Origin of the sequence: Pseudomonas sp. TH06, assembly GCF_016651305.1 — a bacterium.
Classification (GTDB): domain Bacteria; phylum Pseudomonadota; class Gammaproteobacteria; order Pseudomonadales; family Pseudomonadaceae; genus Aquipseudomonas.
In genome coordinates this window covers 2,998,991-3,023,554 of the sequence record NZ_JAEKEC010000001.1, presented here as the reverse complement: position 1 = coordinate 3,023,554, position 24,564 = coordinate 2,998,991, and the positions used below count along the sequence as shown (strand labels likewise).

Sequence of the window (24,564 nt, the reverse complement as noted above, 5' to 3'; positions counted from 1 at the left end):
ACGCGTAGACCACAAGAAGCGTGTTTCAGAAAAAGGGCGTGAATTCTAACGAAAAAACCCGCGACAAGCGCGGGTTTCTTCCAAACGGGTGAAGCGAGGTTACATGCGCTGCAGATCGCGCTGGGCCAACTGCGCGGCGGACGTGCCCGGATATTGGGACACCACCTGCTGCAGAATGCCTTTGACCTTGTCGGTGTGACCCAGGCGGCGCTCTACATCAGCCAGCTTGTACAGCGAATCCGGCACTTTGGCGTGTTTTGGATACAGCTGCGAAACCTTGGCAAACGCTTGACCTGCACCTTGCAGATCGCCTTTGGCCAAATTCACTTCACCCAACCAGTACTGGGCGTTGCCCGCGTATTGGCTGTTCGGGTATTTGCGCAGGAAAGCGGCGAAGGCCTGGCTGGCCTTGTCGAAATCCTTGGCTTTGATCAGGTCGAAAGCGGCATCGTAATACAGCTTTTCCTTGGCCGGATCACCCGGTTCACTACTTGCAGCAGGTGCCTGGGCGGCAGTAGCCCCGGCGCCAGCGGCAGCACCGGCAGCAGCACTTGCATCGCCACCGGCAGAAGAATTCTCAGGAGTCGCGGCAGGTGCAGCACCGGATCCTATGCGCCGATCAAGATCCTGGTATCGCTCCAGGGATTCTTGCTTCATGCGCGCAACCTGATTCTGCAGTTCTTCAATCACACCTTGCTGGCGCGAAATCTGATCCTGCATTTGTTGCAGTTGGTTGAACAGCATGCCTTGTGCCGAGGCAGGGGCCGAAGCCGCTCCCCCGGCATAGGCGCCGTTCGTACCGTAACCCGCAGGCGGATAACTACTCCCGCTATTGTTATAACCGGAGTTGTCATCGACCACAGGAACCGCAGCCCACGCCGCAAGCGGCGCGAGGCTGAGAGCCAGAACAGTTACAGCACGACGGCACGTTCGCATATCGAATTACTTACGCAGTTCGACGCGACGGTTTTGAGCCCAGGACTGCTCGTCGTTGCCGGTAGCAACTGGACGCTCTTCGCCGTAGGAAACCAGTTCCAGCTGAGCTGGGGAAACACCTTGCAGTACCAGGTAGCGTTGAACGGCTTTCGCACGACGCTCGCCCAGTGCCATGTTGTACTCACGAGTACCACGTTCGTCGGTGTTGCCTTCCAGAACAACGCGAGCGCCGTTTGCTTTCAGGTCTTTGGCGTGAACGTCCAGAGCGCGCATGGCTTCTGGCTTCAGGTCCGAGCTGTCGTATTCGAAGTAGAAGGTGGTGATTGCGCGCAGAGCAGCTTCTTCGCTCAGGGAACCGTCAACGGCACCAGTGTTTGCGCCGTAACCAGCGTTTGGATCAACAGCGCCTTCACCGGCGTTGTCGCCGCCTTTGGACGAGCAACCTACAGCTACAGCCATGGCCAGAGCCAGCGCAGCAAATTTACCAAACTTCAGCATTTCCATCGTGAAACTCCTAATGAACCCCAGTGTGTTAAGTAAAACGTGTAGCGCCCGCTCACTTCAGGTAAGGGGACCAGGACGGTTCTCTGACTTCGCCTTGAGCGGTAGGAAGCGGGAGCCTAACGCGTCCATTAATGGACACGAGCATCAAGACTCCCCGGCCCTGCTGGCGGGTGGCGTAGATTACCATGGTGCCGTTGGGCGCAACAGTGGGTGACTCGTCCAGAGTGCTATCAGTGAGGATCTTTACACTACCTCGCTGTAGATCCTGAGCTGCCACCTTGAAATTGGTGAAGCCATCCTGACGATGGATCATCACCAAAGTCTTTTCATCAGCCGACAGTTTCGGGTTGGCGTTGTAGTTACCAATGAAGGTCACTCGCTCGGCACCGCCGCCACTGGCGCTGGTTTTGTAGATCTGCGGCTTGCCGCCACGGTCGGACGTGAAGTAGATGGTCGAGCCATCCTTGCCCCAGTACGGTTCGGTATTGATGCCAGGGCCCGCAGTTACACGGGTAATCTGACGCGAAGCCAGGTTCATCACGTAGATGTCCGGGTTACCGTCCTTCGACAATACAAATGCCAGGCGATCGCCATTCGGCGACCAGGCTGGCGCGCCGTTCAGGCCTTCGAAGTTGGTGATCTGCTCACGGCGACCGGTGTCGATGTTCTGCATGAAGATACGCGGACGCTTCTGTTCAAACGACACGTAGGCAATGCGCTTGCCATCCGGTGCGAAACGCGGCGACAGGATCGGCTCGCGCGATTGCAACAGAGTCACGGCGCGAGCACCGTCGTAGTCCGAACGCTGCAGGGTGTAACGGGTGTTCTTCTCGGAGAAGCGTTCAGCCGTCACATAGAGCAGGCGAGTCGAAAACGCACCTTCGATACCGGTCAGTTTCTGGAACGACTGGTCGGAGATGAAGTGCGCCATATCGCGCAGTTGCTCGGTGGTACCGGAAACACTGCCGTCTGCCACTTTTTGTTCGGTGGCCACGTTGAACAGTGCCCACTGCACCTGCAGGCGACCGCCGGCTGGAGCAATGCTGCCGACCATCATGTACTGAGCACCTACCGCCTTCCAGTCACGGAAGATGATTTCGCTCGGCTGGCTTGGCTGGCTGATCATGTTTTGCTTTGGAATCGGCGAGTAGTAGCCCGAGTTACGCAAATCGTTACCAATGATTTCAGCCATGTCGTCCGGAAGGACAGCACCGCCCTGCATACCGAACGGTACAACGGCGATCGGAGTAGCCCGATCGCTGCCGCTGGTGACCAGAATGTTCTTTTCATCAGCCATCGCGATCCCTGCCATGCAGCAGATCACGACCAGCATTCCTCGAAGAAGGTTTCTCACAAGGCTAGATCCTCAGGTGTGAATGTCATCTTGAATGAACGATACGGAGCGAAATCGCTCGGCTTCATTCCCTGCATTTCTGTCAAACGTCCAATATTTTTGACCGCCGCCACTGCCGAAGCATCGAACGGACCGTCGCCACTGGATTTGGACACGCTGACCGAAGTCACCGTACCGTCCGGCAACATGCCGATTTGCAGCACGACCGTCATGCCTTTGCGTGCCGAAGGTGGACGAGCCCAACCTTCCGCTGCCCGCGCACGAATCAGGTCATCGAAACTGCCCGCGACTTCGTCACCCTGCTCATCAGCCAAGGCCTGCTGGCGCTGCGGCGTGTCGGAAAGCAGATCGGCCAAGGCCTGAGCCTTTTTGTCTTCGGTCGATTTACGTGCCGCATCCTGCGCTTTCTTCTTCGCAGCATCGGCAGCAGCTTTCTTCTTCGCTTCGTCGGCGATTTTCTTCTTCGCCTCTTCAGCTTCAGCTTTCTTCTTGGCGTCTTCGGCGGCTTTCTTCTTCGCGTCTTCGACGATTTTCTTCTTGGCTTCTTCAGCGGCTTCTTTTTTGGCTTCTTCCTTAGCCTCTTCTTCAGCCTTCTTCTTGGCTATATCAGCCAATTGTTTCTCTTCTGCCTTCTTGGCCTCGGCTTTCTTCGCGTCGTCGGCTTTCTTGGCATCATCAGCCTTCTTCGCCTCGTCCGCTTTCTTAGCCTCGTCGGCCTTCTTGGCTTCCTCGGCCTTTTGAGCCGCTTCTTCTTTCTTTTGTTCCGCAGCTTTCACCGCTTCCTGCTCGACCTTTTTCTGCTCCATCTGCTCGACTTCGGTCTGGCGCGCGGCGGATTTCTTCGCCTCACCCGCAATCTTCTGATTGGTCTGGGTGGTTGCCTGACTTTTCGATTTCAGTTGGTACAGGGTCGCCTGGACAATCGGCTTGGCCGGCGGCAGCTCTGGTGTGAAGGCGAAACTGACAAACAGCATGCCGAATACCAGCACGTGCAAGACAATCGCCCAGACACTAGGCCAGAAGTAGCTTTCCGAGGCGGACGGCTCTCGCAGTTGCTGCATCAGGGGGCCTCGGTAATCAAACCAACATTACCGACCCCGGCTTTCTGCAATCCGCCCATGGCGCCCATGACGGAACCATAATCAACGGTTTTGTCGCCGCGGATAAAGACCTGCGTACGCTTGCCGCCTTCGGTGCCGGCGCGAATGATCTTGGTCACCGCATCGGTCATCTGCGGCAGGGTCATGGCCCTGTCCTGCTGCTTCTCGGTGTCGACTTCGCTGCCAAGGTTCCAGTAGTAGGTCTTGTCAGCCTTGATCGAAATGGTCAGGACCTGAGTGTTGTTGTCCTGCGGCAAGGCTTCGCTGGAAACCTTGGGCAGATCAACTTTCACGCCCTGATTGAGCATCGGCGCGGTCACCATGAAGATGACCAGCAGTACCAACATCACGTCGATGTAAGGCACCACGTTCATCTCGGCGACCGGCTTGCGCTTTTTGCGAGCTCGAGCGATTAAAGCCATTGGAAATTACCTGCTTATTCTTCGCTGGTGTGCACTTTGCGGTGCAGGATCGCCTGGAATTCATCGGCGAAGGTGTAGTAGCGGCTCAGCAAGGTTTCGCTGCGGGCAGAGAAACGGTTGTAAGCGATTACCGCAGGGATTGCCGCGAACAGGCCGATCGCGGTGGCGATCAGTGCTTCGGCGATACCCGGGGCCACGGTGGCCAGGGTCGCTTGCTGGGCGCTGGCCAGGCCGCGGAAGGAGTTCATGATGCCCCACACGGTACCGAACAGACCGATGTACGGGCTGACCGAACCGACGGTGGCGAGAAACGGCAGGCTCTGCTCCAGTTTCTCTTCTTCACGGGAGATGGCGACGCGCATGGCACGGGCCACACCTTCCATCACGGCTTCAGGATCGACACCTGGCTGCTGACGCAGACGGGAGAACTCTTTGAAACCGGCGCGGAAGATCTGCTCGACGCCCGAATCCGGATCAGGGTTGCTGCCGGCCTGACGGTACAGTTTGGACAGGTCGATACCCGACCAGAAGCGCTCCTCGAAGCTCTCCAGGGCACGTCGACCGGCACGCAGCAGGTTGCTGCGCTGAAAGATCATGATCCATGAGGTCACCGATGCGGCCACCAGAGTCAACATTACCAACTGCACCACGATGCTGGCATTGCTGACCAGGCTCCACATGGAGGAATGGTCGACGACGTTAGCTTCCACGCTTTATCTCCTGCTTTGAGTGTGTACCCGGGCCGACCGCGTCGGCGAAGGCCGCACGCAAGTCTTCGGGAAGGGCCCGGGGTTTCAAACTGTTAGTGCGCACACAGGCCACCAAAAACTGCCCTTCACAGAGCAGCACATTATCCGTCGCCCGCCTGACCTGCTGTTTGAAGCGCAGGCTGGCACGGTTCAATTCGATTACATCAGCGCTTACCAGCAGTTCGTCGTCCAGTCGCGCCGGCGCGTGGTAGCGCGCTTCGCTGGAGTGCACGACAAACAACAGATCCTCCCCGGCCAGCTGCGATTGGGCAAAGCCCAGCTCGCGGAGCCGCTCGGTTCGAGCCCGTTCCATAAACTTGAGGTAATTAACGTAATACACGATGCCGCCCGCATCGGTGTCCTCGTAATAAACGCGACAACGATGTGCGAACGGCTCAAGCCCGTTTTGCGCGCGCATACTCTAGTGCTTACTCCTCAGGTTGCCAATCCGGCGAGGCAACTGTTTTTCATTGTTCAAAGGCTTTATCGCAAAAGTACCGTTCTCAGACAGTACAAACCCTGAATAAATCGACAACAAATGTGTATTAATCGTCCACGGCATCGAGAAACTCGTCTGCCACGGGCATTTCACCCATTCGTGACGGAATGTTTAAACCGAAATGCAGATACGCATGCCGCGTCACCACCCTGCCCCGTGGCGTACGCATGATGTAGCCCTGTTGAATCAGGTACGGCTCGAGCACATCTTCAATGGTGTGGCGTTCTTCGCTGATCGCCGCCGCGAGGCTGTCGATCCCGACCGGACCGCCATCGAACTTCTCGATCATGGTCAGCAGCAGACGCCGGTCCTGGTGATCGAAACCGTGCTCGTCGACATCCAGCAGGTTCAGCGCCAGATCGGCCACCGACTTGGTGATGTGCCCCTTGGCGCGCACCTCGGCAAAGTCCCGCACCCGACGCAGCAGACGGTTGGCAATTCGCGGTGTACCACGGGCGCGACGAGCAATTTCAAAAGCGCCCTCCGGATCCAGCGGCAGACCGAGGATGTTCGCCGAACGACCGACAATCGTTGCCAGATCCGCTGTGCTGTAGAACTCAAGACGCTGGACGATACCGAAGCGGTCACGCAACGGGTTGGTCAGCATGCCGGCGCGGGTGGTTGCACCAACCAGGGTGAATGGCGGCAGATCGAGTTTGATCGAACGCGCGGCAGGGCCCTCGCCGATCATGATGTCGAGCTGGAAGTCTTCCATCGCCGGGTACAGCACTTCTTCCACGATCGGCGACAGGCGATGAATTTCATCGATGAACAACACGTCGTGCGGCTCAAGATTGGTCAACAAGGCTGCGAGATCACCCGGCCGTTCCAGCACCGGCCCCGAGGTGCTCTTGATCGACACCCCCATTTCCTGGGCAATGATGTTGGCCAGCGTGGTCTTACCCAGACCCGGCGGGCCGAAGATCAGCGTGTGATCGAGGGATTCACTGCGGCCACGGGCAGCCTGGATGAACAACTCCATCTGCTCGCGCACGGTTGGCTGGCCGATATAGTCGGCCAGGCTGACCGGACGAATGGCGCGGTCCTGGACTTCTTCGCGCTCGCGCGGGCTGTGCGCGGCGGTGATCAGACGATCAGCTTCAATCACTTAAATCATTCCCTTCAGGGCGCGGCGGATCAGGTCTTCACTGCTCAAACTCTTGTCCTTGATGGCGGTAATCGCCTTGCTCGCTTCCTGCGGCTTGTAGCCCAGGGAAATCAGCGCGCTGACCGCATCGTTCTCGGCGGTGTTGACCGGCGCCGGGCCGTCTGGCTGATTCGGCACCAGGGCAAACATGGCCGGCGAGGTTTCCCAGGCTTTGAAGCGATCCTTGAGTTCAACCAGCAGACGCTCGGCGGTTTTCTTGCCCACACCTGGCACCTTGGTCAGCGCCGAGGTGTCCTGGGATTGCACGCAGCGGACCAGCTCGTCGACTTCCAGGCTCGACATCAATGCCAGCGCCAGTTTCGGCCCGACACCATTAAGACGGATCAACTCGCGAAAAAAGTCTCGCTCACGCTTGCCGGCAAAACCATAGAGTAACTGCGCGTCTTCGCGTACGACCAAGTGGGTATGCAGGGTCAGCGGTTCACCGACCGACGGCAGCCGATAAAGGGTGGTCATGGGCACTTCCAGCTCATACCCGAGGCCGTTTACATCCAGAATCAGGTGCGGCGGCTGTTTTTCAGCCAGGGTGCCGCGCAAGCGTCCAATCACGTTTCAGATCCTTGAGCGTTGGCCAGCCGTGGGGCTGGCGACTGACGGAAGGCGAGTTGCAGGCCGACGACCCAGGCATGCAACCCGCATTCCGGAAAATTTGATTGCTGATGCTATCAGAGACGCAGGCGCCCGCCACGACTGCGTGCCGTTCCCAAGCCGTGCGGCAGCAGACTGGAGCGGGTATGGGCGTGACAAATGGCAATGGCCAGGGCATCGGAGGCATCGATTTGCGGTTTGCTGGTCAGCTTGAGCATGTGCATGACCATCATCTGCACCTGCTCTTTGTTCGCCGCACCGGTACCCACCACCGCCTGTTTGACCTGCGTCGCGGTGTATTCGGCGATTTCCAGACACTCTTCGGCACCAGCGACAATGGCAGCGCCACGGGCCTGTCCGAGCTTGAGTGCCGAATCGGCGTTTTTCGCCATGAACACTTTTTCGATGCCCATGGTCACGGGGCCGTAGGTCTGAATGATTTCACGCACGCCGCGATAGACGATTTGCAGACGCTCGTGCAGCTCGCCGGCGCCGGTGCGAATACAACCCGAAGCCACGTAAATGCAGCCGCCACGTCCGGTATCGCGAACAATGCCGTAACCGGTGATACGCGAACCGGGGTCGATACCAAGAATTAAAGTCATAAGCCTGCTGGTTCGAAAAAACACAAAAACAAATGTGGGAGCTGGCTTGCCAGCGATGACGGAGTGTCAGGCGCCATCAATTTCTGATGTGCCGACGCCATCGCTGGCAAGCCAGCTCCCACATTGAATCGTAGTCGCTCTTAACCGAGCTGAGCGGCCACGTCTTCCGGAATATCCGCGTTCGAATACACGTTCTGCACGTCATCCAGGTCTTCAAGCATGTCGATCAGCTTGAGCACCTTCTCCGCACCTTCCAGATCCAGTTCGGCGCTGGTGGTCGGCTGCATGACGATTTCGGCGTCATCACCCTTGAAACCAGCGGCTTCCAGCGCGTTACGCACGGCGTAGAAGCTGGTGAACGAGGTAAACACATCAATCGAGCCGTCTTCGTGGCTGACCACGTCATCGGCATCGGCTTCCAGCGCCGCTTCTGTCAGTGCGTCTTCATCGACGCCCGGCGCGAAGCTGATCTGGCCCTTGCGCTCGAACAGGTACGCAACAGAACCGTCGGTGCCGAGGTTGCCGCCACACTTGCTGAACGCATGGCGCACGGCGGCGGCGGTACGGTTGCGGTTGTCGGTCATGCACTCGACCATCACCGCCACGCCACCCGGGCCGTAGCCTTCGTAGGTCAGTTCTTCAACGTTGTCCGCTTCGGTCGCACCCGCGCCACGCGCAACGGCGCGGTCGATGATGTCGCGACTCATGTTCGCGCTCAACGCCTTGTCCAGGGCCAGACGCAGACGCGGGTTGGAACCCGGATCGCCACCGCCCTGACGGGCCGCAACGGTCAGTTCACGGATCCACTTGGTGAAGATCTTGCCTCTCTTGGCATCCTGACGTTCTTTGCGGTGCTTGATGTTCGCCCACTTGGAATGACCTGCCATAACTCGCTCCGAATTCTCTTTGAAACGTTGCCCGCCGCGCAAAACCGCGCCGGCCGGCAAACAAAAAATCTCGACCTGATCTCTATAGAAAGAAAAAAGGCGCATCCGAAGATGCGCCTTCAGGCCCGTCTTACTCAGCCTTTGGCGTTTCGCGCAAACGAATGTGCAGCTCGCGCAGCGCCTTGGCATCCACCACACCCGGTGCTTGCGTCATGACGTCGGCAGCGCTCTGGGTTTTCGGGAAGGCGATCACTTCACGGATCGACTGGGCGCCGGTCATCAGCATCACCAGACGGTCCAGACCGAAGGCCAGACCACCGTGCGGCGGTGCACCGTACTTCAGCGCATCGAGCAGGAAGCCGAATTTCTCTTCCTGTTCCGCTTCGTTGATACCCAACAGGCGGAATACCGCTTGCTGCATTTCCTTGCGGTGAATACGGATCGAACCGCCACCCAACTCAGTACCGTTCAGCACCATGTCGTATGCACGGGAAAGCGCGCCGGCCGGGTTGGCTTCCAGCTCTTCCGGCGAGCATTTCGGTGCGGTGAACGGGTGGTGCAGCGCGGAGAAGCTGCCGTCGTCGTTCTCTTCGAACATCGGGAAATCGACGACCCACATTGGCGCCCACTTGCAGGTCAGCAGGTTCAGGTCGTGACCGAGCTTGATACGCAGCGCGCCCAGGGCTTCGCTGACGATCTTGGCCTTGTCGGCACCGAAGAACACGATGTCGCCATCGACTGCGCCGACGCGATCAAGGATCACGTTCAGCTTGTCTTCCGGGATGTTTTTCACGATCGGCGATTGCAGACCGTCAACACCGGCAGCACGCTCGTTGACCTTGATGTACGCCAAGCCCTTGGCACCGTAGATGCCGACGAACTTGGTGTAGTCGTCGATCTGCTTGCGCGGCATGCTCGCGCCGCCAGGAACGCGCAGTGCGGCGATACGGCATTTCGGATCGTTGGCCGGGCCACTGAAGACCTTGAATTCAACTTCCTTGAGCTGATCGGCAACGTCGACCAGTTCCAGCGGAATACGCAGGTCTGGCTTGTCGGAACCGTAGCGGCGCATGGCCTCTTCGAAGGTCATGTGCGGGAATTCGCCGAATTCCAGATCCAGCACTTCCTTGAACAGGTTGCGGATCATTTGTTCGGTCAGACCCATGATGTCTTTTTCATCGAGGAAGCTGGTTTCGATGTCGATCTGGGTGAATTCTGGCTGACGGTCGGCACGCAGGTCTTCGTCACGGAAGCACTTGGCGATCTGATAGTAACGGTCGAAGCCAGCAACCATCAGCAGTTGCTTGAACAGCTGTGGCGATTGCGGCAGCGCAAAGAACGAACCGGCGTGGGTACGGCTTGGCACCAGATAGTCACGAGCGCCTTCCGGAGTCGCACGGGTGAGGATCGGCGTTTCGACGTCGAGGAAGCCATTCTCGTCGAGGAAGCGACGGATGCTGGTGGTCATGCGCGAACGCAGACGCAGCTTCTCGGCCATTTCCGGACGACGCAGGTCGAGGAAGCGGTAGCGCAGGCGGGTTTCTTCGCCCACGTCGGAGAACTCGTTCAGTGGGAACGGCGGGGTTTCCGACTCGTTCAGCACTTCCAGTTCGTAGCCCAGCACTTCGATCATGCCCGACGCCATGTTGGCGTTGGTGGCACCGGCCGGACGCAGACGGACCTTGCCGGTGATCTTCACCACGTATTCGCTGCGCACGCGATCGGCGGCGGCGAAGCTCTCGGCGCGATCCGGATCGAACACCACCTGGGCCAGACCGTCACGATCACGGATATCGAGGAAAATCACCCCGCCGTGGTCGCGGCGACGGTGAACCCATCCGCAAAGGGTAATTTCCTGGCCTTCCAGGCTTTCGTTCAGTTGGCCGCAATAGTGGCTGCGCATCATGATAATGGTTCGCTTCTCGTCATTCGATATTCGGTGGAGATCCCGGCGCACTGAAGCGGCCCGGAAACTCACGCGTGTCGTTCAATCTGGGTTTGAACCCTAGTCAGCTTTGTCGCCACCGGCCAGGTTCTTCTTGGTTCCGGTCTTGAAATCGGTTTCGTACCAACCGCTGCCGCTGAGGCGAAAGCCCGGCATGGACAGCTGTTTCTTGAGCTCTGGCGCCTGGCAGGCAGGGCAGTCGACCAGCGGAGCCTCGCTGATCTTTTGAATGGCTTCCAACTGATGACCACAGGAAGCGCATTGGTAATCGTACATCGGCATGGGGGTGTCTCGGCGATCAGATTGCCACCGCGCGCAGGGCTTTGCGGCGAAAGAGCGGGATTATATCCATTAAATGCGGCCTGTGCAGCCGTAAGACTGCACAGGCCGCCACCTCCTTTGCAACCGCTGTTTCAGGCGGGTTTCGCCGATCTGGCTTGCCTGACCCCGTTCATCACGCACACCACTCGCACCAGCGCGCTGAAATTTTTCACCCCGCCGTGACGCAAATGCACCTCACGGTCGACGTGGGACAACAGCGAACTGATCGAACAGCAATTGTCTGCGGCCATATTGCCGAGGATGTTCCAGTAAATCTGCTCCAGCCGCAGGCATGTCGCGTAGCCGTTCAAACGCACGGATCGCGACAACGGCTGAATCAGTGACATGTCGAATTCATTGGCGAACGGATCGAATTTCAGCTCATGCGGCAAGCCGACGATCCTCTCGCCTCGCCTGTCTCCCTCTACCATATCGGTGACACTCCTTTGTCATCTCTACTTGTGTGCAAAAGCCACATCCTGTGACTTCATCAAAACGCAGACACAAAGTTATATCCAGATGACTTATTGACCATCACCGTAGGATAAGCCGACGACAGAGGTAAGATTCCGGACAGCGCGGGCAGCCCTCAGGCATGCCCGCGCGCCGGGGTCAGGCTTCCAGCAAGGCGCGCAACATCCACGCGGTTTTCTCGTGGACCTGCATGCGCTGGGTCAGCAAGTCAGCCGTCGGTTCATCGCTGACCTTGTCGAGCAGCGGGAAGATACCGCGCGCGGTACGGGTCACGGCTTCCTGACCATCGACCAGCTGTTTGATCATGTCCTCGGCACTCGGCACACCGACCTCCTCCTTGATCGAAGAAAGACGTGCGTACGTGGCATAGGCGCCCGGCGCCGGAAAACCCAGCGCGCGAATGCGCTCGGCGATCAAATCCACGGCCAGCGCCAACTCGTTGTATTGCTCTTCGAACATCAAGTGCAGCGTTCGGAACATCGGGCCGGTGACGTTCCAGTGGAAGTTATGGGTTTTCAGATACAGCACGTAGGTGTCCGACAGCAGACGCGACAGCCCTTCGACGATGGACTTGCGATCCTCTTCACTGATACCGATATCGATTGCCATGCTTACCCCCTAACGGCGATTGAATTCATCCAACAGGTGCAGACCCACTCTAGCAAGGCTGTCGACACCCCGCAGCCTCGAATCGGTGTACAGCCTGCGACAAATCGACCGGTCGCCTTGCCGCTGGCCGGGCTGATTTGAGTAGCCGCAGGCTTTGCTGTTAAATAGGCAGTGTGTCGCCATGCCCCATTTTCCGGGGTGTTGCGCATAGGCTGATGCCGTGTACGTGCCTACCGCCTCTTATTTTGTTCCGAAGCGAACCGTGCGCCTTCAGCTCTTCCTTGTGAGCCGTCATAACGTGAGCCAATCAAAATGTTGAAAATCGTCCACCTGCTAATGGGCGCAGCGGCCTTGCTGCTGTCGTTCATACCCAGCTTGAAATCCGAAGCTGTTCCCTACCTGCAACAACCTGATGCACTTTACCTGGCCTTCTTCGGCCTGCTGAACCTGGTCATTGCTCCCGTGATTCCTTACTGGAACAAAGGCCCACGCCAGCATCTGCAAAATCTGGCCAGCGCTCTTCTGGTGCTGACTGTCGTCCTGCAAACCCTCACCCTGATCGCGCCGATGCCCGTCATCGCCGGCCAGCCAGCCGTGCTGTTCAGCCTGGTGATTGCACTGGTTGCCGTGGTCGTACACCTGGCCGTCAGCTTCTATAGATCTTCACCGGCTGCCGCGCCAACCAACTACGACATGACCAACCGCGATACCGGCACCGTCAAGTGGTTCAACACCTCCAAAGGCTTCGGCTTTATCTCCCGGGACTCCGGCGATGATATTTTCGTGCACTTCCGTGCAATCCGTGGCGAAGGCCACCGCGTTCTGGTTGAAGGCCAGCGCGTGGAGTTCTCGGTAATGAACCGGGACAAAGGCCTGCAAGCCGAGGACGTGATCGCCGCTCTGCCGCGTCGCTGATCCAAGGCATAAAAAAACCGCGAGCAGCGTGCTGATCGCGGTTTTTTTTCGCCCGGCAAAAAGCGCTCGCCTCAATAGTGCGGCGGCGGCGCATCTTCTTCGAAGGATCCGAACTGCCCGACCATTTCTTCCTGACGCTTGAGCAACGCAGCCATCTGCAATTGCAGGCGCTCGACCACTCGCTGCTGCGCCACCAGCACGTCGTTCAACGCTTGAATGGTGTCATCCTGAAACGCCAGACGGCTTTCCAGTTCGTTGACGCGTTGTTCCAGGCTCATGACTCAGGCCTCCGCAAAAGTGAAATCTTCGGTCAGTACCACACGCAGCCGCGCGCGGATGGCCGCCACCTGCTCGCTGCTATAAGGCTTTGCCGGATGCTTGCCCCAGACCGGCGCCGGCCAGGCAGCATCGTCACGCTTACGAACGATCACATGCATGTGCATCTGGCTGACCACGTTACCCAGGGTCGCGACATTCATTTTGTCGGCATCGAACAAGTCCTTGAGCAACTCGGCCAGTGCGGTGGTTTCCAGCCATAGCTGTTGCTGGTCGGCGACATCCAACTGAAACAACTCGCTGATATCGTCGCGACGAGGCACCAGGATGAACCATGGGTAGTTGGCGTCGTTGGACAGCAGCAGGCGGCAGAGCGGGAAGTCACCGATTGCCAGCGTGTCCTGTTGAAGTCGTGAATCTAAAGCAAACACTGCGCGCACTCCCGGCTGATCTACATAATTCAGCTTAGCGGCCCTCCCTATGGACGGCGCACCAAGCGACAGAGCGGCAGCATACCTGCGAATGGACAGAGCTTCACGGCGACAGTGTGGTCTTAGCGTTGCCCTGGCGCCCCGACATGTGACATTTACCAGCACAACGCACCACGACGGAACCGGCATCGACCAAAAACGCAAAGAAATGACCATAAGCCCCGACTGCGTTCGAGCTGAGCCCACGCCTGAACTGTACGAATACCCAACAGCTGTAAATTTTTTTGCACCAAAACCGCACAGTGCGTCTACGCTCACTGCGTCGGGCATCCGCCGAATACTCACTGGCGGGGTGAACCGGTAACGTTTTTGGTTGTCGCGCGCACGTCACGGCGCAGCAACACCATAGGAAGAATCGCGTCAAGCCCTGATAAAAAGCGGCTTGGCGCCCAGTATTTATGAGGTTTTTACAGGCACAGGCAGGCGTTCGAAAAAATAACCGCAACAGAAATGCGGTTTGTGCACGCTTGTTGCATTCGTACACATATGGGCTATAAGCGCACCACGGGAAGTGGATGCCTCAAGCCCAAAAAAAACAGTGGCAGGGTTGCCCGATGGAGATTCAAGTGTTTTGCCAGGGACTCTTTTTTACCGATGCAAAAAGGCCCAGAAACAGCGAGAAAGTTGTCAGTCCGGCTGCGTCGGTACTGTGAATTTGCGACATCCACCACGCCATTTGCGACACCGTCGTAAAGAAGCTGAAAGGTTGGAATAGCAAGTATCGCCAACATTGTCGGCGTGATATAAGTTTGCGCCGACACAAAAAGAAAGAGCCGCCCAGATAATAAACCAGGTGGGACGGCAGTACTCTTCTAAAACCAAAGGAGCAAATCACGATGCGCGTGATGAAGTGGAGCATGATCGCACTGGCAGTTGCAGCAGCAGCCAGTACTCAGTTGGCTACGGCCGCCCCGTTTGTAAGTGATCAGTCTGAAGCCAAAGGCTTTGTTGAAGACGCGAAACTCACCGAGACGTTGAAGAACTACTACTTCAACCGCGACAACAAGAACGGTGGCGCTGACCAGAAAGACTGGACCCAAGGTTTCCTGGGTAACTTCACCTCCGGTTACACTCAAGGTACTGTCGGCGTAGGTATCGACGCTTTCGGTTACCTGGCTCTCAAACTGGACGGCGGTGACGGTACTTCCGGTTCGGGCAACATGAGCCGCAGCAACCACGTTGATCCTCTGAATGGTTCTCGCGATGTCGATGACAGCCAAGGTAAAGCCGGCGCTGCCATCAAATTCCGCGTTTCCAAAACCGAGCTGAAAGTCGGCGACCAGCAGCCAAGCACTGCTCCAGTGTTCGCTGTCGGCGGCTCCCGTATCATTCCGCAAACTGCCAGCGGCTTCCAGCTGCAGAGCAGCGAAGTCAAAGATCTTGACCTCGAAGCCGGTCACTTCTACTCGGCGACCAGCCAGGACAAGAACGCCCGCAACGGCGGTCTGTACGCGAATTACGCTGGCGTAGAAGCTGACTCGATCGACTATTTCGGCGGCAAATATGCCATCACCGAAAACCTGAGCGCATCGCTCTACGGCGCCAAACTGGAAGACATCTGGAACCAGTACTACGCCAACGTGAACCTCACCACCCCATTCGGTGGTGACACTTCGCTGAACACTGACTTCAACATCTACCGCACCACCGACACCGGTGACAAGCTGGCGGGTGACATCAGCAACACTGCCTTCTCCCTGGCAACTGCGCTGTCGTTCCTGAAAGCACACACCTTCACCCTGGCCTTCCAGAAGGTCAACGGCGACACCCCGTTCGACTACGTCGGTGTGGGTAAAAACAACCGTGGTGGCGACTCGATCTTCCTCGCCAACTCCATCCAGTACTCTGACTTCAACGGTCCTGGCGAGAAATCGGTTCAAGCCCGTTACGACCTGAAAATGGCTGAGTACGGCGTTCCAGGCCTGAGCTTCATGGTTCGTTACGTTAAAGGTTGGGACATCGACGGTACCGGTCTGGCTGCAAACAGCCAATACCGCACCAACACCGGCGCACCGCTGTACGGTGAAGACGGTAAACACCACGAAACCAACTTTGAAGCCAAATACGTTGTTCAGTCTGGCCCGGCTAAAGACCTGTCCTTCCGCATTCGTCAAGCCTGGCACACTGCCAACGCTGACCAAGGCGAAGGCGACGTTAAAGAGTTCCGTCTGATCACCGAATACCCACTGAACATCTTGTAATTGCCAGTGGTTAGTTTGGAAGCATAAAAAAAGGCCCATCTTGCGATGGGCCTTTTTTATTGTCTGTCACTTGCAGTAATTGTCTGACCAACAAGTCAGGCAATTAATTAGCAACCTATCATTTTACTGCCGACTCCTGAACCATGCGAATAACACGCTGCGGAAAAGGAATATCAATGCCGGCAGTCTTTAAACGATCACGCGACTGTTCGTTAAACATGAACATCACATCCCAATAGTCTGCGGTTTTAACCCACACACGCAGGGAAACAGTGATCGAACTGTCACCCAGGGTAGAAATCACCGCTTGTGGCGCCGGATCCTGCAGAACACGGTCATCCTTGGCCAGATCCAGCAGCACCTGACGGGCCTTTTGCAGATCGGCTTCGTAATCCACGCCCACATCGAAGACAACCTTGCGGGTTGGCTGACGGTTGGTGTTGGTGATGATGCCGTTCGACAGGTTGCCGTTTGGCACGATGATGGTCTTGTTGTCGCCGGTACGCAGCACGGTGTGGAAAATCTGGATGCTGTCGACCGTACCCGACACACCTTGCGCCTCGATCCAGTCACCGATACGGAAAGGACGGAACAGCAGAATCAGCACGCCGCCGGCGAAATTCGCCAGGCTGCCCTGCAACGCCAAGCCGATGGCCAGACCGGCAGCACCGATCGCGGCAACGAACGAGGTGGTTTCAACACCGATCATCGAGGCGACGCTGACGATCAACAGCACCTTGAGAATGATGTTGGCCAAGCTGCTGATGAAACCTTGCAGCGCCAGGTCAGCGTTACGCAGAGCCAGCAGACCGCCAAGCTTTTGCGTGACCTTGTTGATCAGCCACCAGCCGATGGCCAGAGTGATCACTGCCAGCAGCACACGGCTGCCGTATTCCATGATCATCGGGATCCACGCCTGGGATGCCTTGACCAGGTTGTCTACCTCAGCATTCAAATCCATGTTCTAACTCCTGATTTCCGGCCATTCGGCACGCGAAAGATGAACGGCAGAAAACCGCCGGGTTGTGCATAAATGCAATGTGGGAGGGGGTTTGCTCCCGAAAGCGTTGTGTCATTCAGCAATTGGCCTGATTGAGGCAGCGCTTTCGGGAGCAAGCCCCCTCCCACAGGGTAACGATGCGTGTGCTTAGTCGCGGAAGTTGTTGAACTGCAGCGGCATGCCGAATTCCTTCGCACGCAGGGCGGCGATGGCTTCTTGCAGATCGTCACGCTTCTTGCCGGTTACACGTACCTGCTCGCCCTGAATGGCGGCTTGTACCTTGAGTTTGGCGTCCTTGATGTGGCCGACGATTTTCTTCGCCAGCTCTTTGTCGATACCTTCCTTGAGGATGGCGTCCTGCTTCATCAGCTTGCCCGAAGCGTAAGCGTCCTTGACCTCAAGGCACTGCACGTCGATCTTGCGCTTTACCAGCGCCAGCTTGAGGATTTCGATCATCGCTTCCAGCTGGAACCCGGCTTCAGCGGTCAGGCTGACTGTGAGGTCCTTTTCCTTGAACTCGAAGCTGCCTTTGCCTTTCAGGTCATAACGACGATCGAGTTCCTTCACGGCGTTCTCGACCGCGTTGGTGAGTTCGTGTTTGTCCAGTTCGGATACCACGTCGAACGACGGCATGTAATCTCTCCAATAAAAAGGCGCGCTCGATGTGGATGGAGCGCGCTTGGCTTGCGGTTAAAATCGGGCTCATTATAACGGGTCTTTTCCTGTCGACACGGCGAGCCGCACATGCCTGCAACCAATCGAGCAAAAAACTGATGTCTACCCCCTGGCATGTTCTCGGCGCCGGCAGCCTCGGCACACTGTGGGCTACACGGCTGGCCCGGGCCGGTGTGCCGGTCAGGCTGATCGTGCGCGACGCCGCGCGTTTGCAAAGCTACAACGCCGCGGGTGGTTTGACGCTCGTGGAACAGGGACAAGCGAATACCTATGCAGTTCCCGGCGAAACCCCGGACAGCCCCGAACCGATCCGTCGCCTGCTGGTGGCTTGCAAAGCCTACGACGCTGAAAGTGCGGTCGCCCTCCTCGCCCCGCGCCTGGCACCCGATGCCGAACTGATCCTGTTGCAAAACGGCCTCGGCAGTCAGGATGCCGTCGCCGCAATAGTGCCGCAGGCGCGCTGTATCAGCGCGTCCAGCACCGAGGGTGCGTTCCGCGACGGTGACTGGCGCGTGGTGTTCGCCGGCCACGGTTTCACCTGGCTGGGCGATGCCGCGCATCCGGTGGCGCCAATCTGGCTGGACGATCTGCAGGCGGCGAAAATCCCCCATGAATGGAGCGCCGACATCCTCACGCGGCTGTGGCGCAAACTGGCGCTCAACTGCGCGATCAATCCGTTGACCGTGTTGCATGGCTGCCGAAACGGCGGATTGCTGGAGCATCACTGCGAAGTCGCCACACTGTGCGCCGAGCTGGCCGAATTGCTGCAGCGCTGTGGCCAACCGGCAGCGGCGGACAATCTGCAACAGGAAGTCGAACGGGTGATTCAGGCGACCGCTGCCAATTACTCGTCGATGTATCAGGACGTGGCCAACCAGCGCCGCACCGAAATCAGCTATCTATTGGGCCACGCCTGCAAAGTCGCTGCACGCCATCAACTGAACCTGCCGCACCTCAGTCAATTGCAGCAGCGTCTGGTCGCCCATCTCGAAAGCCTTGGATTGCCCAGCGACTGAGCAGCGGCTACGCTGGCCACTTGTTCCTTTGCTGCGATAACCCTGATGCCATTGCGCCAGCGCCTCGAAAACCTGCCGGTCGGCCAGAAACTGTTGGCCGCCCTGTTGGTGCTGTTGACCACTGTGTTGCTGGTCGCCAACCTGACTTTTATCAGCGCCGCCTATTACATCTCCCAGGAAAGCATGGCCCCGCAGGCCTTGCAGACCATTGGCCGGTTGATCTCCAACCCGAGCCTGGTCAGTGAAGCGCTGCAATCGCCGCAAAGCGCCGAACGCCTGCTCAAGGAACTCGACAGCTATTCGCCGTTGCGCGCCGCCGCGTTGTATGACGGCAAGGGCGAACGCCTGGCGCAAGTGCAACGTGGCGACAAACTCAACCTGCCGGAGCGTTATCGCCATATCGAAGCCTGGCAACTCACCGAGTTTCGCAGTAACCAGTTGATCACCCTGCCCCGCCCCGGCACCGCGCCGGGCCATCTGCTGCTGGTGGCCAGCAGTGAACTGCCGATGGCGTTCTACACCGGCACGCTGACGGCGAGCCTCGGTATCCTGATTTTCAGCGTGCTGCTGTGGCTGGTGATTGCCCGGCAGATCAAACGCCTGATCACCCGGCCGATCCATGAGCTGGAAGAACTCTCGCGTCAGGTCACCCGCGAAGAGAACTACGCCCTGCGCGCCTCACGCGGCAACCATGATGAAATCGGCAGCCTCGCCGAAGCGTTCAACACCATGCTCTCGCGCATCGAAGCCCGCGAACAACAACTTAAACGCGCCCGCGATGATTCCCAGGCCGCTTACGATCAGGCGCAGGGGCTGGCCGAAGAAACCCGCCACACCAATCGCAAGCTGGAACTCGAAGTTCAGGTGCGCAGCAAGATCGAGAAGAAACTCACCGGTTTCCAGAACTACCTCAACAGCATCATCGACTCGATGCCGTCCGCGCTGATCGCGCTCGATGAGCAGCTCTACGTCACGCAATGGAATCAGGAAGCCAGCGCCCTCTCCGGTACGCGGCTGGACGAAGCGCTGAACCAGCCGATCTTCCTCGCCTTCGAACCGCTCAAGCCGTTTCTGCCGCAACTCAAGCAGACCGTCGAACAACACACCGTGGCGAAAATCGAGCGGGTTACCTGGTTCAAGGACGATGAGCCGAAGCATTACGCCCTGACCTTTTACCCGCTGATGGGCGGCGCCGGCCGTGGCGTGGTGATCCGTATCGACGACATCACCCAGCGCCTGTCGCTGGAAGAAATGATGGTGCAGTCGGAAAAAATGCTTTCGGTCGGCGGGCTCGCTGCGGGCATGGCCCACGAGATCAACAATCCGCTGGGCGCGATCCTGCACAACGTGCAAAACATCCGCCGGCGCCTGTCAGCGGATCTGCCAAAGAACCTCGAAACCGCCGAGCAACTGGGCATTGAACTGGACACGGTCAATCGTTACCTGCAAGGGCGGGAAGTCCCGCAACTGCTCGACGGCATTCAACAGGCCGGTGCCCGGGCGGCTAAGATCGTCACCCACATGCTCAGTTTCAGCCGCCGCAGCACCCGCCAAATGGCCCCGTGCGATCTGCCGGCACTGATCGATCAAGCGGTGGAAATCGCCGGCAACGATTTCGATCTGGCCATCGGTTTCGACTTCAAGGGTCAGGCGATCATCCGCCAGTTCGACCCGGCGCTCGGCCCGGTGCCGGGCACGGCCAACGAGCTGGAGCAAGTGCTGCTCAACCTGCTGAAAAACGCCGCGCAAGCGATTCACCAACGCGAAGACGACAGCGAGCCAGGGCGGATCATCCTGCGCACCAGACTCAATCCGCCGTGGGCGGAAATTCAGGTCGAGGACAACGGCATCGGCATGAGCGAGAACGTGCGCAAGCGTACTTTCGAGCCGTTCTTCACTACCAAGGAAATCGGCCAGGGCACGGGCCTTGGTTTATCCGTGTCGTACTTCATCATCACCAACAATCACAAAGGCCAGATGGAAGTGCAGTCGGCGCCCGGGCAAGGCACGTGTTTCACCTTGCGCCTGCCGCTGGCCCAGCCGCTACCCATCGCCGCAGAAACCAATCAACTGACGAGGTAAACCATGGGCTTTCGCCTGTCGAAGATTTACACCCGCACTGGCGACAAGGGCGAAACCGGCCTGGGCGATGGCCGCCGCGTGCCCAAGGATCACCCGCGCATCGAAGCGATTGGTGAGGTCGATACGCTGAACAGTCAGGTCGGCGTGCTGCTGGCCGGGTTGATTGCCGAGCGTCAGGCAACGCCCGGGTTGAATGAATTGATCGAAGTGCTCGCGCCTTGTCAGCATCGGCTGTTCGACCTCGGTGGCGAGCTGGCAATGCCGGCGTATCAGGCGTTGAACGCGGCGGAAATCGAGCGACTGGAAGCAGCGATTGACGTGTGGAATGAAGAATTGGGGCCACTGGAGAATTTCATTCTGCCCGGTGGCTCGATGTTGATTGCGCAGGCGCACGTCTGCCGCAGCCTGGCGAGAAGTGCCGAGCGGCGTTGTCAGCATCTGAACGCACTTGAGCCGTTGGCCGGGGTCGGCCTGGCTTACATCAATCGGTTGTCGGATTTGTTATTTGTGGCGGCGCGGTTGATTGCGCGGCGGCAGGGGGTGGCAGAGATTCTCTGGCAGCCGGCGGCAAAACCTTCAGATCAGTAGCGCTTGTCAGGACGCCATCGCGAGCAGGCTCACTCCTACAGGAGACCGCATTCCTTCAGAAGAAACTCGATCCCTGTAGGAGTGAGCCCGCTCGCGATGAGGCCAGTGGCCTTTTACAAAGGTTCAGGCCAAAACGCGCGAATTCCCGCCACACCCTGCGCCCCAGAACTCCAGGCCTTCTCGCGCTCTGCCGGGCCAACTCCGCCCAACAAGAACACCGGTTTGCTGAAGCCCTCGATCAACGTCGAAGCCTGCTCCCAGCCCAGCGGCTGCGCCGCCGGGTGAGTCAGCGTCGGTTGCACCGGCGACAGCGTTACGAAATCCACGCCCATCTGCTCGGCCAGCGCCAGTTCCTCAGCGTTGTGGCAGGACGCCGCCAACCAGCGCTCCGCCGGCAGTGGACGCCCCGCCGCCGCATATTTACGCAATTGCGCGGCGGTAATGTGCCAACCGGCGGACGGGAAATCACCGAGCCATTCGAACGGCCCCTTGATCATCAATTGCGCCTTGCCCGCGCACAGACCCGCCGCATCCACCGCCAGATCGCGGTACTTGGGGTCGTAACCGTTCGGCGCGCGCAACTGGACCAGTTTGATCCCGCCCGCGATTGCCTTCTGGATGCCGCGCAACAAGGCAGGCGTTTCGAGGTCTTCCGGGGTGATCAGGTATTCAGCGGGCAACCGCGCCGCTGCCACGATCGGCTGGTTGGCGGCCGGGAACTCGTAGTTCGCCAGTTCCTTCGCCGTGACCCAGGCCAACGGTTGACCTTCGGCGCCGTGCGGTTCACCGCTGAAGCTCGACACTTCCCAGACATCCAGCAATACCTGTTTGTCGGGGTAGTCGTGACGCACCTTGATCAAGGGCCGGGCAACGCCAACGACAATGCCCAACTCTTCGTGCAGCTCGCGGGCCAGCGCGGTTTCGACCGACTCGTCAGCCTCGACTTTGCCCCCGGGAAATTCCCACAGGCCACCCTGATGCTGGGTGTCGGCACGACGGGCGATGAGGATTTTGCCAGCCTCGTCACGAATGACAGCGGCGGCGACGTGTACACGTTTCACGGATTCAACTCCTCCAGTCCAGCCTTTTGCCAGGCCTTGAAGGCCGGCCATTGGTAGACGGTTTCAACATAGGCTGCGTCGGCGGCCGGCAACTTCACCTGATAGGTGCGCAGACGCACGGCAATCGGGGCGAAGAACGCATCGGCCAGGCTCACGCGGCCAAACAGGTATGGCCCGTCTTCAGTGGCGACGGCACGGCATTCAGCCCACAGCGCAAGCATGCGTTCGATATCGACCTTCACCTCCGGCGGCACCGGGTTCAGCGGCGCGTCGTGGCTCAGGTTGAACGGCATGTGGTTGCGCATGGCGAAGAAACCGCTGTGCATTTGTGCGCAGGCGGATCGGGCCTGAGCACGGGCGAAGAGATCGCTAGGCCAAAGCTGCTCGGACGGGAATTGCTCGGCGAGGTATTCGGCGATCGCCAGGGAGTCGGCAATGGTCCCGCGGGCGGTATTCAGCAGCGGCACCTTCGCGGTCGGCGAATGCTTGAGCAGCAGTTCGCGGGTGTCGGGCTTGCCGAGTTTGATCAGCTCTTCGGTGTAGGGCGCACCGGTCAGCTCAACGGCCAGTGCGGCGCGCAGAGACCAGGAGGAAAGCAGTTTGTCGCCGATGATCAGGTGCAAGGACATGGATGTGGCGCCTTTTCGTCAGGAGAATCAGGCCAGAATTCCTGGTGCCTGATGGGCCGTCATCGCGAGCAGGCTCACTCCTACAGGGGATCTGTGGCGTTCACAACCACTGTAGGAGTGAGCCTGCTCGCGATGGCATCGACTCGGTCTCAGGTTAGATCAAGTGCGGTATTCAGCGTTGATCTTCACATACTCATGCGACAGGTCGGTGGTCCAGATGGTTTCGCTGCAATCGCCGCGACCCAGTTCGATGCGGATGGTGATTTCTTCCTGCTGCATCACCGCCGAGCCCTGCGCTTCAGTGTAGGTTGCGGCGCGGGCGCCACGGCTGGCAATGCACACGTCGCCAAGGAACACGTCGATCTTGCTCACGTCCAGATCCGGCACACCGGCACGGCCGACAGCGGCGAGAATGCGGCCCCAGTTCGGGTCGGAGGCGAACAGCGCGGTCTTGATCAGCGGCGAGTGCGCCACGGTGTAGCCGACGTCCAGGCATTCCTGGTGATTGCCGCCGCCGTTGACTTCAACGGTGACGAACTTGGTCGCGCCTTCACCGTCGCGGACGATAGCTTGCGCCACGTCCATGCACACTTCGAACACCGCTTGTTTCAGTTTGGCGAACAACTCGCCTTCGGCACGGGTGATTTCTGGCAGTGCAGCCTTGCCGGTGGCGATCAGCATGCAGCAGTCGTTGGTCGAGGTGTCGCCGTCGATGGTGATGCGGTTGAACGACTTGTTGGCGCCGTCGAGCATCAGGTTGTGCAGCACATCGCGGGAGACTTTGGCGTCGGTGGCGATGTAACCGAGCATGGTCGCCATGTTCGGGCGGATCATGCCCGCGCCCTTGCTGATGCCGGTGACAGTGATGGTCACGCCGTCATGCTGGAACTGGCGGCTGGCACCCTTTGGCAAGGTGTCGGTGGTCATGATGCCGGTGGCGGCGGCTTCCCAGTTGTTTTCCGATAGGTCGTCCAGCGCGGCTTGCAGTGCGCCTTCGATCTTCTCGACTGGCAGTGGCTCGCCGATCACCCCGGTGGAGTAAGGCAGGATCTGGCTGGCATCGACGCCCGTCAGCTCGGCCAGTTTCGCGGTGGTGCGCTCGGCAGCAGTCAGGCCCGGCTCGCCGGTGCCGGCGTTGGCATTGCCGGTGTTGGTCAGCAGGTAACGAACAGCGTTCTGTACGCGTTTTTTCGCCAGGATCACCGGCGCTGCACAAAAGGCGTTCAAGGTGAACACGCCCGCCACGGTGGAACCTTCGGCGCAGCGCATCACCACGACATCCTTGCGCCCCGGGCGCTTGATGCCGGCCGAGGCGATACCGAGTTCAAAACCGGCAACCGGGTGCAACGTTGGCAAAGGACCAAGACCAACAGCCATGAATGCGCTCCTTACTCAATGATGTCAGCACCGCCACTCGCAGTGACGGTGATTTAAATGGCAAAACGCCGCGACGGCAGAAGCCGGTCGCG

At 58.7% G+C, this 24,564-nt stretch carries 27 protein-coding genes; 5 read left to right on the top strand and 22 right to left on the bottom strand.

The annotated features are described in order from the left end of the window. Positions 1-99: 99 nt before the first annotated feature. From ybgF to JFT86_RS13520, 15 genes are all read right to left on the bottom strand, one after another. Positions 100-936: a tol-pal system protein YbgF gene (gene ybgF / locus JFT86_RS13590; RefSeq protein ID WP_201237058.1), complete on the bottom strand. Its 837-nt coding sequence runs from the start codon at positions 934-936 to the stop codon at positions 100-102. A 6-nt stretch (positions 937-942) separates the two neighbouring features. Next, positions 943-1,440 carry a peptidoglycan-associated lipoprotein Pal gene (pal, locus tag JFT86_RS13585; protein WP_003178634.1) on the bottom strand — a complete coding sequence of 166 codons (498 nt, stop codon included), beginning with the start codon at positions 1,438-1,440 and terminating at the stop codon, positions 943-945. A gap of 52 nt (positions 1,441-1,492) precedes the next feature. Then, positions 1,493-2,773 carry a Tol-Pal system beta propeller repeat protein TolB gene (gene tolB / locus JFT86_RS13580; RefSeq protein ID WP_172828178.1) on the bottom strand — a complete coding sequence of 427 codons (1,281 nt, stop codon included), beginning with the start codon at positions 2,771-2,773 and terminating at the stop codon, positions 1,493-1,495. Positions 2,774-2,790: 17 nt separating this feature from the next. Continuing rightward, the gene (gene tolA, locus JFT86_RS13575) at positions 2,791-3,855 is read right to left on the bottom strand and encodes a cell envelope integrity protein TolA (RefSeq protein WP_201237057.1); all 1,065 of its coding nucleotides are present in this window, start codon (positions 3,853-3,855) and stop codon (positions 2,791-2,793) included. Further along, the gene (gene tolR / locus JFT86_RS13570) at positions 3,855-4,307 is read right to left on the bottom strand and encodes a protein TolR (protein ID WP_161806672.1); all 453 of its coding nucleotides are present in this window, start codon (positions 4,305-4,307) and stop codon (positions 3,855-3,857) included. The genes tolA and tolR overlap by 1 nt, the downstream gene beginning before the upstream one ends. A 23-nt stretch (positions 4,308-4,330) precedes the next feature. Continuing rightward, positions 4,331-5,026 carry a protein TolQ gene (tolQ, locus tag JFT86_RS13565; RefSeq protein WP_007912733.1) on the bottom strand — a complete coding sequence of 232 codons (696 nt, stop codon included), beginning with the start codon at positions 5,024-5,026 and terminating at the stop codon, positions 4,331-4,333. Continuing rightward, entirely contained in the window at positions 5,016-5,483 is a 468-nt protein-coding gene (ybgC, locus tag JFT86_RS13560; protein ID WP_077574280.1) for a tol-pal system-associated acyl-CoA thioesterase, read from the bottom strand. The genes tolQ and ybgC overlap by 11 nt, the downstream gene beginning before the upstream one ends. A gap of 127 nt (positions 5,484-5,610) precedes the next feature. After that, positions 5,611-6,672 carry a Holliday junction branch migration DNA helicase RuvB gene (ruvB, locus tag JFT86_RS13555; RefSeq protein ID WP_201237056.1) on the bottom strand — a complete coding sequence of 354 codons (1,062 nt, stop codon included), beginning with the start codon at positions 6,670-6,672 and terminating at the stop codon, positions 5,611-5,613. Next, on the bottom strand, positions 6,673-7,281 hold the full coding sequence (gene ruvA / locus JFT86_RS13550; RefSeq protein WP_201237055.1) for a Holliday junction branch migration protein RuvA: 609 nt from the start codon (positions 7,279-7,281) through the stop codon (positions 6,673-6,675). Between the two features lie 116 nt (positions 7,282-7,397). Beyond that, complete coding sequence (gene ruvC / locus JFT86_RS13545) at positions 7,398-7,925, bottom strand: crossover junction endodeoxyribonuclease RuvC (RefSeq protein WP_007962095.1); 528 nt, start codon at positions 7,923-7,925, stop codon at positions 7,398-7,400. A 140-nt stretch (positions 7,926-8,065) separates the two neighbouring features. Further along, positions 8,066-8,812, bottom strand: a complete 747-nt coding sequence (locus tag JFT86_RS13540; RefSeq protein ID WP_007912738.1) for a YebC/PmpR family DNA-binding transcriptional regulator — start codon at positions 8,810-8,812, stop codon at positions 8,066-8,068. 130 nt (positions 8,813-8,942) lie between these two features. Next, positions 8,943-10,718 (bottom strand): aspartate--tRNA ligase, encoded by a 1,776-nt coding sequence (aspS, locus tag JFT86_RS13535; protein WP_201237054.1) that lies wholly within the window; start codon positions 10,716-10,718, stop codon positions 8,943-8,945. A gap of 99 nt (positions 10,719-10,817) precedes the next feature. Next, a complete protein-coding gene (locus JFT86_RS13530) occupies positions 10,818-11,039 on the bottom strand; it encodes a zinc ribbon domain-containing protein (RefSeq protein WP_103303954.1) in 222 nt (73 codons plus the stop codon). Between the two features lie 131 nt (positions 11,040-11,170). Continuing rightward, positions 11,171-11,509 (bottom strand): ribbon-helix-helix domain-containing protein, encoded by a 339-nt coding sequence (locus tag JFT86_RS13525; protein ID WP_201237053.1) that lies wholly within the window; start codon positions 11,507-11,509, stop codon positions 11,171-11,173. A 181-nt stretch (positions 11,510-11,690) separates the two neighbouring features. Beyond that, positions 11,691-12,161, bottom strand: coding sequence for a Dps family protein (locus tag JFT86_RS13520; RefSeq protein ID WP_007912745.1), 471 nt, complete (start codon positions 12,159-12,161; stop codon positions 11,691-11,693). Positions 12,162-12,473: 312 nt separating this feature from the next. Here JFT86_RS13520 and JFT86_RS29320 point away from each other — a divergent pair, with 312 nt between their 5' ends. Further along, a complete protein-coding gene (locus JFT86_RS29320) occupies positions 12,474-13,076 on the top strand; it encodes a cold-shock protein (protein WP_201237052.1) in 603 nt (200 codons plus the stop codon). 71 nt (positions 13,077-13,147) lie between these two features. Here JFT86_RS29320 and JFT86_RS13510 read toward each other — a convergent pair whose 3' ends face one another. Further along, positions 13,148-13,354: a SlyX family protein gene (locus JFT86_RS13510; protein ID WP_201237051.1), complete on the bottom strand. Its 207-nt coding sequence runs from the start codon at positions 13,352-13,354 to the stop codon at positions 13,148-13,150. 3 nt (positions 13,355-13,357) lie between these two features. After that, positions 13,358-13,783, bottom strand: coding sequence for an HIT domain-containing protein (locus tag JFT86_RS13505; RefSeq protein WP_201237050.1), 426 nt, complete (start codon positions 13,781-13,783; stop codon positions 13,358-13,360). Positions 13,784-14,679: 896 nt separating this feature from the next. On the opposite strand from JFT86_RS13505, the gene JFT86_RS13500 reads away from it, so the two are divergent. Further along, positions 14,680-16,044 carry an OprD family porin gene (locus JFT86_RS13500; RefSeq protein WP_201237049.1) on the top strand — a complete coding sequence of 455 codons (1,365 nt, stop codon included), beginning with the start codon at positions 14,680-14,682 and terminating at the stop codon, positions 16,042-16,044. A 118-nt stretch (positions 16,045-16,162) separates the two neighbouring features. Here JFT86_RS13500 and JFT86_RS13495 read toward each other — a convergent pair whose 3' ends face one another. Both JFT86_RS13495 and JFT86_RS13490 read right to left on the bottom strand, forming a co-directional pair. Next, the gene (locus tag JFT86_RS13495) at positions 16,163-17,005 is read right to left on the bottom strand and encodes a mechanosensitive ion channel family protein (protein WP_201237048.1); all 843 of its coding nucleotides are present in this window, start codon (positions 17,003-17,005) and stop codon (positions 16,163-16,165) included. Positions 17,006-17,191: 186 nt separating this feature from the next. Further along, positions 17,192-17,677, bottom strand: coding sequence for a YajQ family cyclic di-GMP-binding protein (locus JFT86_RS13490; protein WP_008080210.1), 486 nt, complete (start codon positions 17,675-17,677; stop codon positions 17,192-17,194). A 140-nt stretch (positions 17,678-17,817) separates the two neighbouring features. Here JFT86_RS13490 and JFT86_RS13485 point away from each other — a divergent pair, with 140 nt between their 5' ends. From JFT86_RS13485 to JFT86_RS13475, 3 genes are read left to right on the top strand one after another with little or no spacing between them, the layout of a single operon-like run. Continuing rightward, complete coding sequence (locus JFT86_RS13485) at positions 17,818-18,735, top strand: putative 2-dehydropantoate 2-reductase (protein WP_201237047.1); 918 nt, start codon at positions 17,818-17,820, stop codon at positions 18,733-18,735. Between the two features lie 45 nt (positions 18,736-18,780). Next, the gene (locus JFT86_RS13480) at positions 18,781-20,817 is read left to right on the top strand and encodes an ATP-binding protein (protein ID WP_201237046.1); all 2,037 of its coding nucleotides are present in this window, start codon (positions 18,781-18,783) and stop codon (positions 20,815-20,817) included. 3 nt (positions 20,818-20,820) lie between these two features. Further along, on the top strand, positions 20,821-21,405 hold the full coding sequence (locus JFT86_RS13475) for a cob(I)yrinic acid a,c-diamide adenosyltransferase (protein WP_201237045.1): 585 nt from the start codon (positions 20,821-20,823) through the stop codon (positions 21,403-21,405). Positions 21,406-21,518: 113 nt separating this feature from the next. On the opposite strand, the gene JFT86_RS13470 is transcribed toward JFT86_RS13475, so the two are convergent. The 3 genes from JFT86_RS13470 to argJ all read right to left on the bottom strand — a co-directional run bounded on the left by JFT86_RS13470 (position 21,519) and on the right by argJ (position 24,472). Beyond that, positions 21,519-22,466 carry a Nudix family hydrolase gene (locus JFT86_RS13470; RefSeq protein ID WP_201237044.1) on the bottom strand — a complete coding sequence of 316 codons (948 nt, stop codon included), beginning with the start codon at positions 22,464-22,466 and terminating at the stop codon, positions 21,519-21,521. Then, on the bottom strand, positions 22,463-23,095 hold the full coding sequence (locus tag JFT86_RS13465; protein ID WP_201237043.1) for a glutathione S-transferase family protein: 633 nt from the start codon (positions 23,093-23,095) through the stop codon (positions 22,463-22,465). The genes JFT86_RS13470 and JFT86_RS13465 overlap by 4 nt, the downstream gene beginning before the upstream one ends. A 159-nt stretch (positions 23,096-23,254) precedes the next feature. Further along, positions 23,255-24,472, bottom strand: a complete 1,218-nt coding sequence (gene argJ / locus JFT86_RS13460) for a bifunctional glutamate N-acetyltransferase/amino-acid acetyltransferase ArgJ (RefSeq protein ID WP_201237042.1) — start codon at positions 24,470-24,472, stop codon at positions 23,255-23,257. Between the last annotated feature and the right edge of the window lie 92 nt (positions 24,473-24,564).

Bases quoted from the DNA above. Each gene is read 5' to 3' on its own strand.
- JFT86_RS13510 (WP_201237051.1), bottom strand. From the start codon at position 13,354: ATGAGCCTGGAACAACGCGTCAACGAACTGGAAAGCCGTCTGGCGTTT.
- JFT86_RS13480 (WP_201237046.1), top strand. From the start codon at position 18,781: ATGCCATTGCGCCAGCGCCTCGAAAACCTGCCGGTCGGCCAGAAACTG.
- tolA (WP_201237057.1), bottom strand. From the start codon at position 3,855: ATGCAGCAACTGCGAGAGCCGTCCGCCTCGGAAAGCTACTTCTGGCCT.
- tolB (WP_172828178.1), bottom strand. From the start codon at position 2,773: ATGCTGGTCGTGATCTGCTGCATGGCAGGGATCGCGATGGCTGATGAA.
- JFT86_RS13465 (WP_201237043.1), bottom strand. From the start codon at position 23,095: ATGTCCTTGCACCTGATCATCGGCGACAAACTGCTTTCCTCCTGGTCT.
- JFT86_RS13530 (WP_103303954.1), bottom strand. From the start codon at position 11,039: ATGCCGATGTACGATTACCAATGCGCTTCCTGTGGTCATCAGTTGGAA.
- JFT86_RS13490 (WP_008080210.1), bottom strand. From the start codon at position 17,677: ATGCCGTCGTTCGACGTGGTATCCGAACTGGACAAACACGAACTCACC.
- ybgC (WP_077574280.1), bottom strand. From the start codon at position 5,483: ATGCGCGCGCAAAACGGGCTTGAGCCGTTCGCACATCGTTGTCGCGTT.
- pal (WP_003178634.1), bottom strand. From the start codon at position 1,440: ATGGAAATGCTGAAGTTTGGTAAATTTGCTGCGCTGGCTCTGGCCATG.
- argJ (WP_201237042.1), bottom strand. From the start codon at position 24,472: ATGGCTGTTGGTCTTGGTCCTTTGCCAACGTTGCACCCGGTTGCCGGT.
- aspS (WP_201237054.1), bottom strand. From the start codon at position 10,718: ATGATGCGCAGCCACTATTGCGGCCAACTGAACGAAAGCCTGGAAGGC.
- ruvC (WP_007962095.1), bottom strand. From the start codon at position 7,925: ATGACTTTAATTCTTGGTATCGACCCCGGTTCGCGTATCACCGGTTAC.
- JFT86_RS13475 (WP_201237045.1), top strand. From the start codon at position 20,821: ATGGGCTTTCGCCTGTCGAAGATTTACACCCGCACTGGCGACAAGGGC.
- JFT86_RS13500 (WP_201237049.1), top strand. From the start codon at position 14,680: ATGCGCGTGATGAAGTGGAGCATGATCGCACTGGCAGTTGCAGCAGCA.
- JFT86_RS13540 (WP_007912738.1), bottom strand. From the start codon at position 8,812: ATGGCAGGTCATTCCAAGTGGGCGAACATCAAGCACCGCAAAGAACGT.
- JFT86_RS13485 (WP_201237047.1), top strand. From the start codon at position 17,818: ATGTCTACCCCCTGGCATGTTCTCGGCGCCGGCAGCCTCGGCACACTG.
- JFT86_RS29320 (WP_201237052.1), top strand. From the start codon at position 12,474: ATGTTGAAAATCGTCCACCTGCTAATGGGCGCAGCGGCCTTGCTGCTG.
- JFT86_RS13525 (WP_201237053.1), bottom strand. From the start codon at position 11,509: ATGGTAGAGGGAGACAGGCGAGGCGAGAGGATCGTCGGCTTGCCGCAT.
- JFT86_RS13495 (WP_201237048.1), bottom strand. From the start codon at position 17,005: ATGGATTTGAATGCTGAGGTAGACAACCTGGTCAAGGCATCCCAGGCG.
- JFT86_RS13520 (WP_007912745.1), bottom strand. From the start codon at position 12,161: ATGGCAATCGATATCGGTATCAGTGAAGAGGATCGCAAGTCCATCGTC.
- ybgF (WP_201237058.1), bottom strand. From the start codon at position 936: ATGCGAACGTGCCGTCGTGCTGTAACTGTTCTGGCTCTCAGCCTCGCG.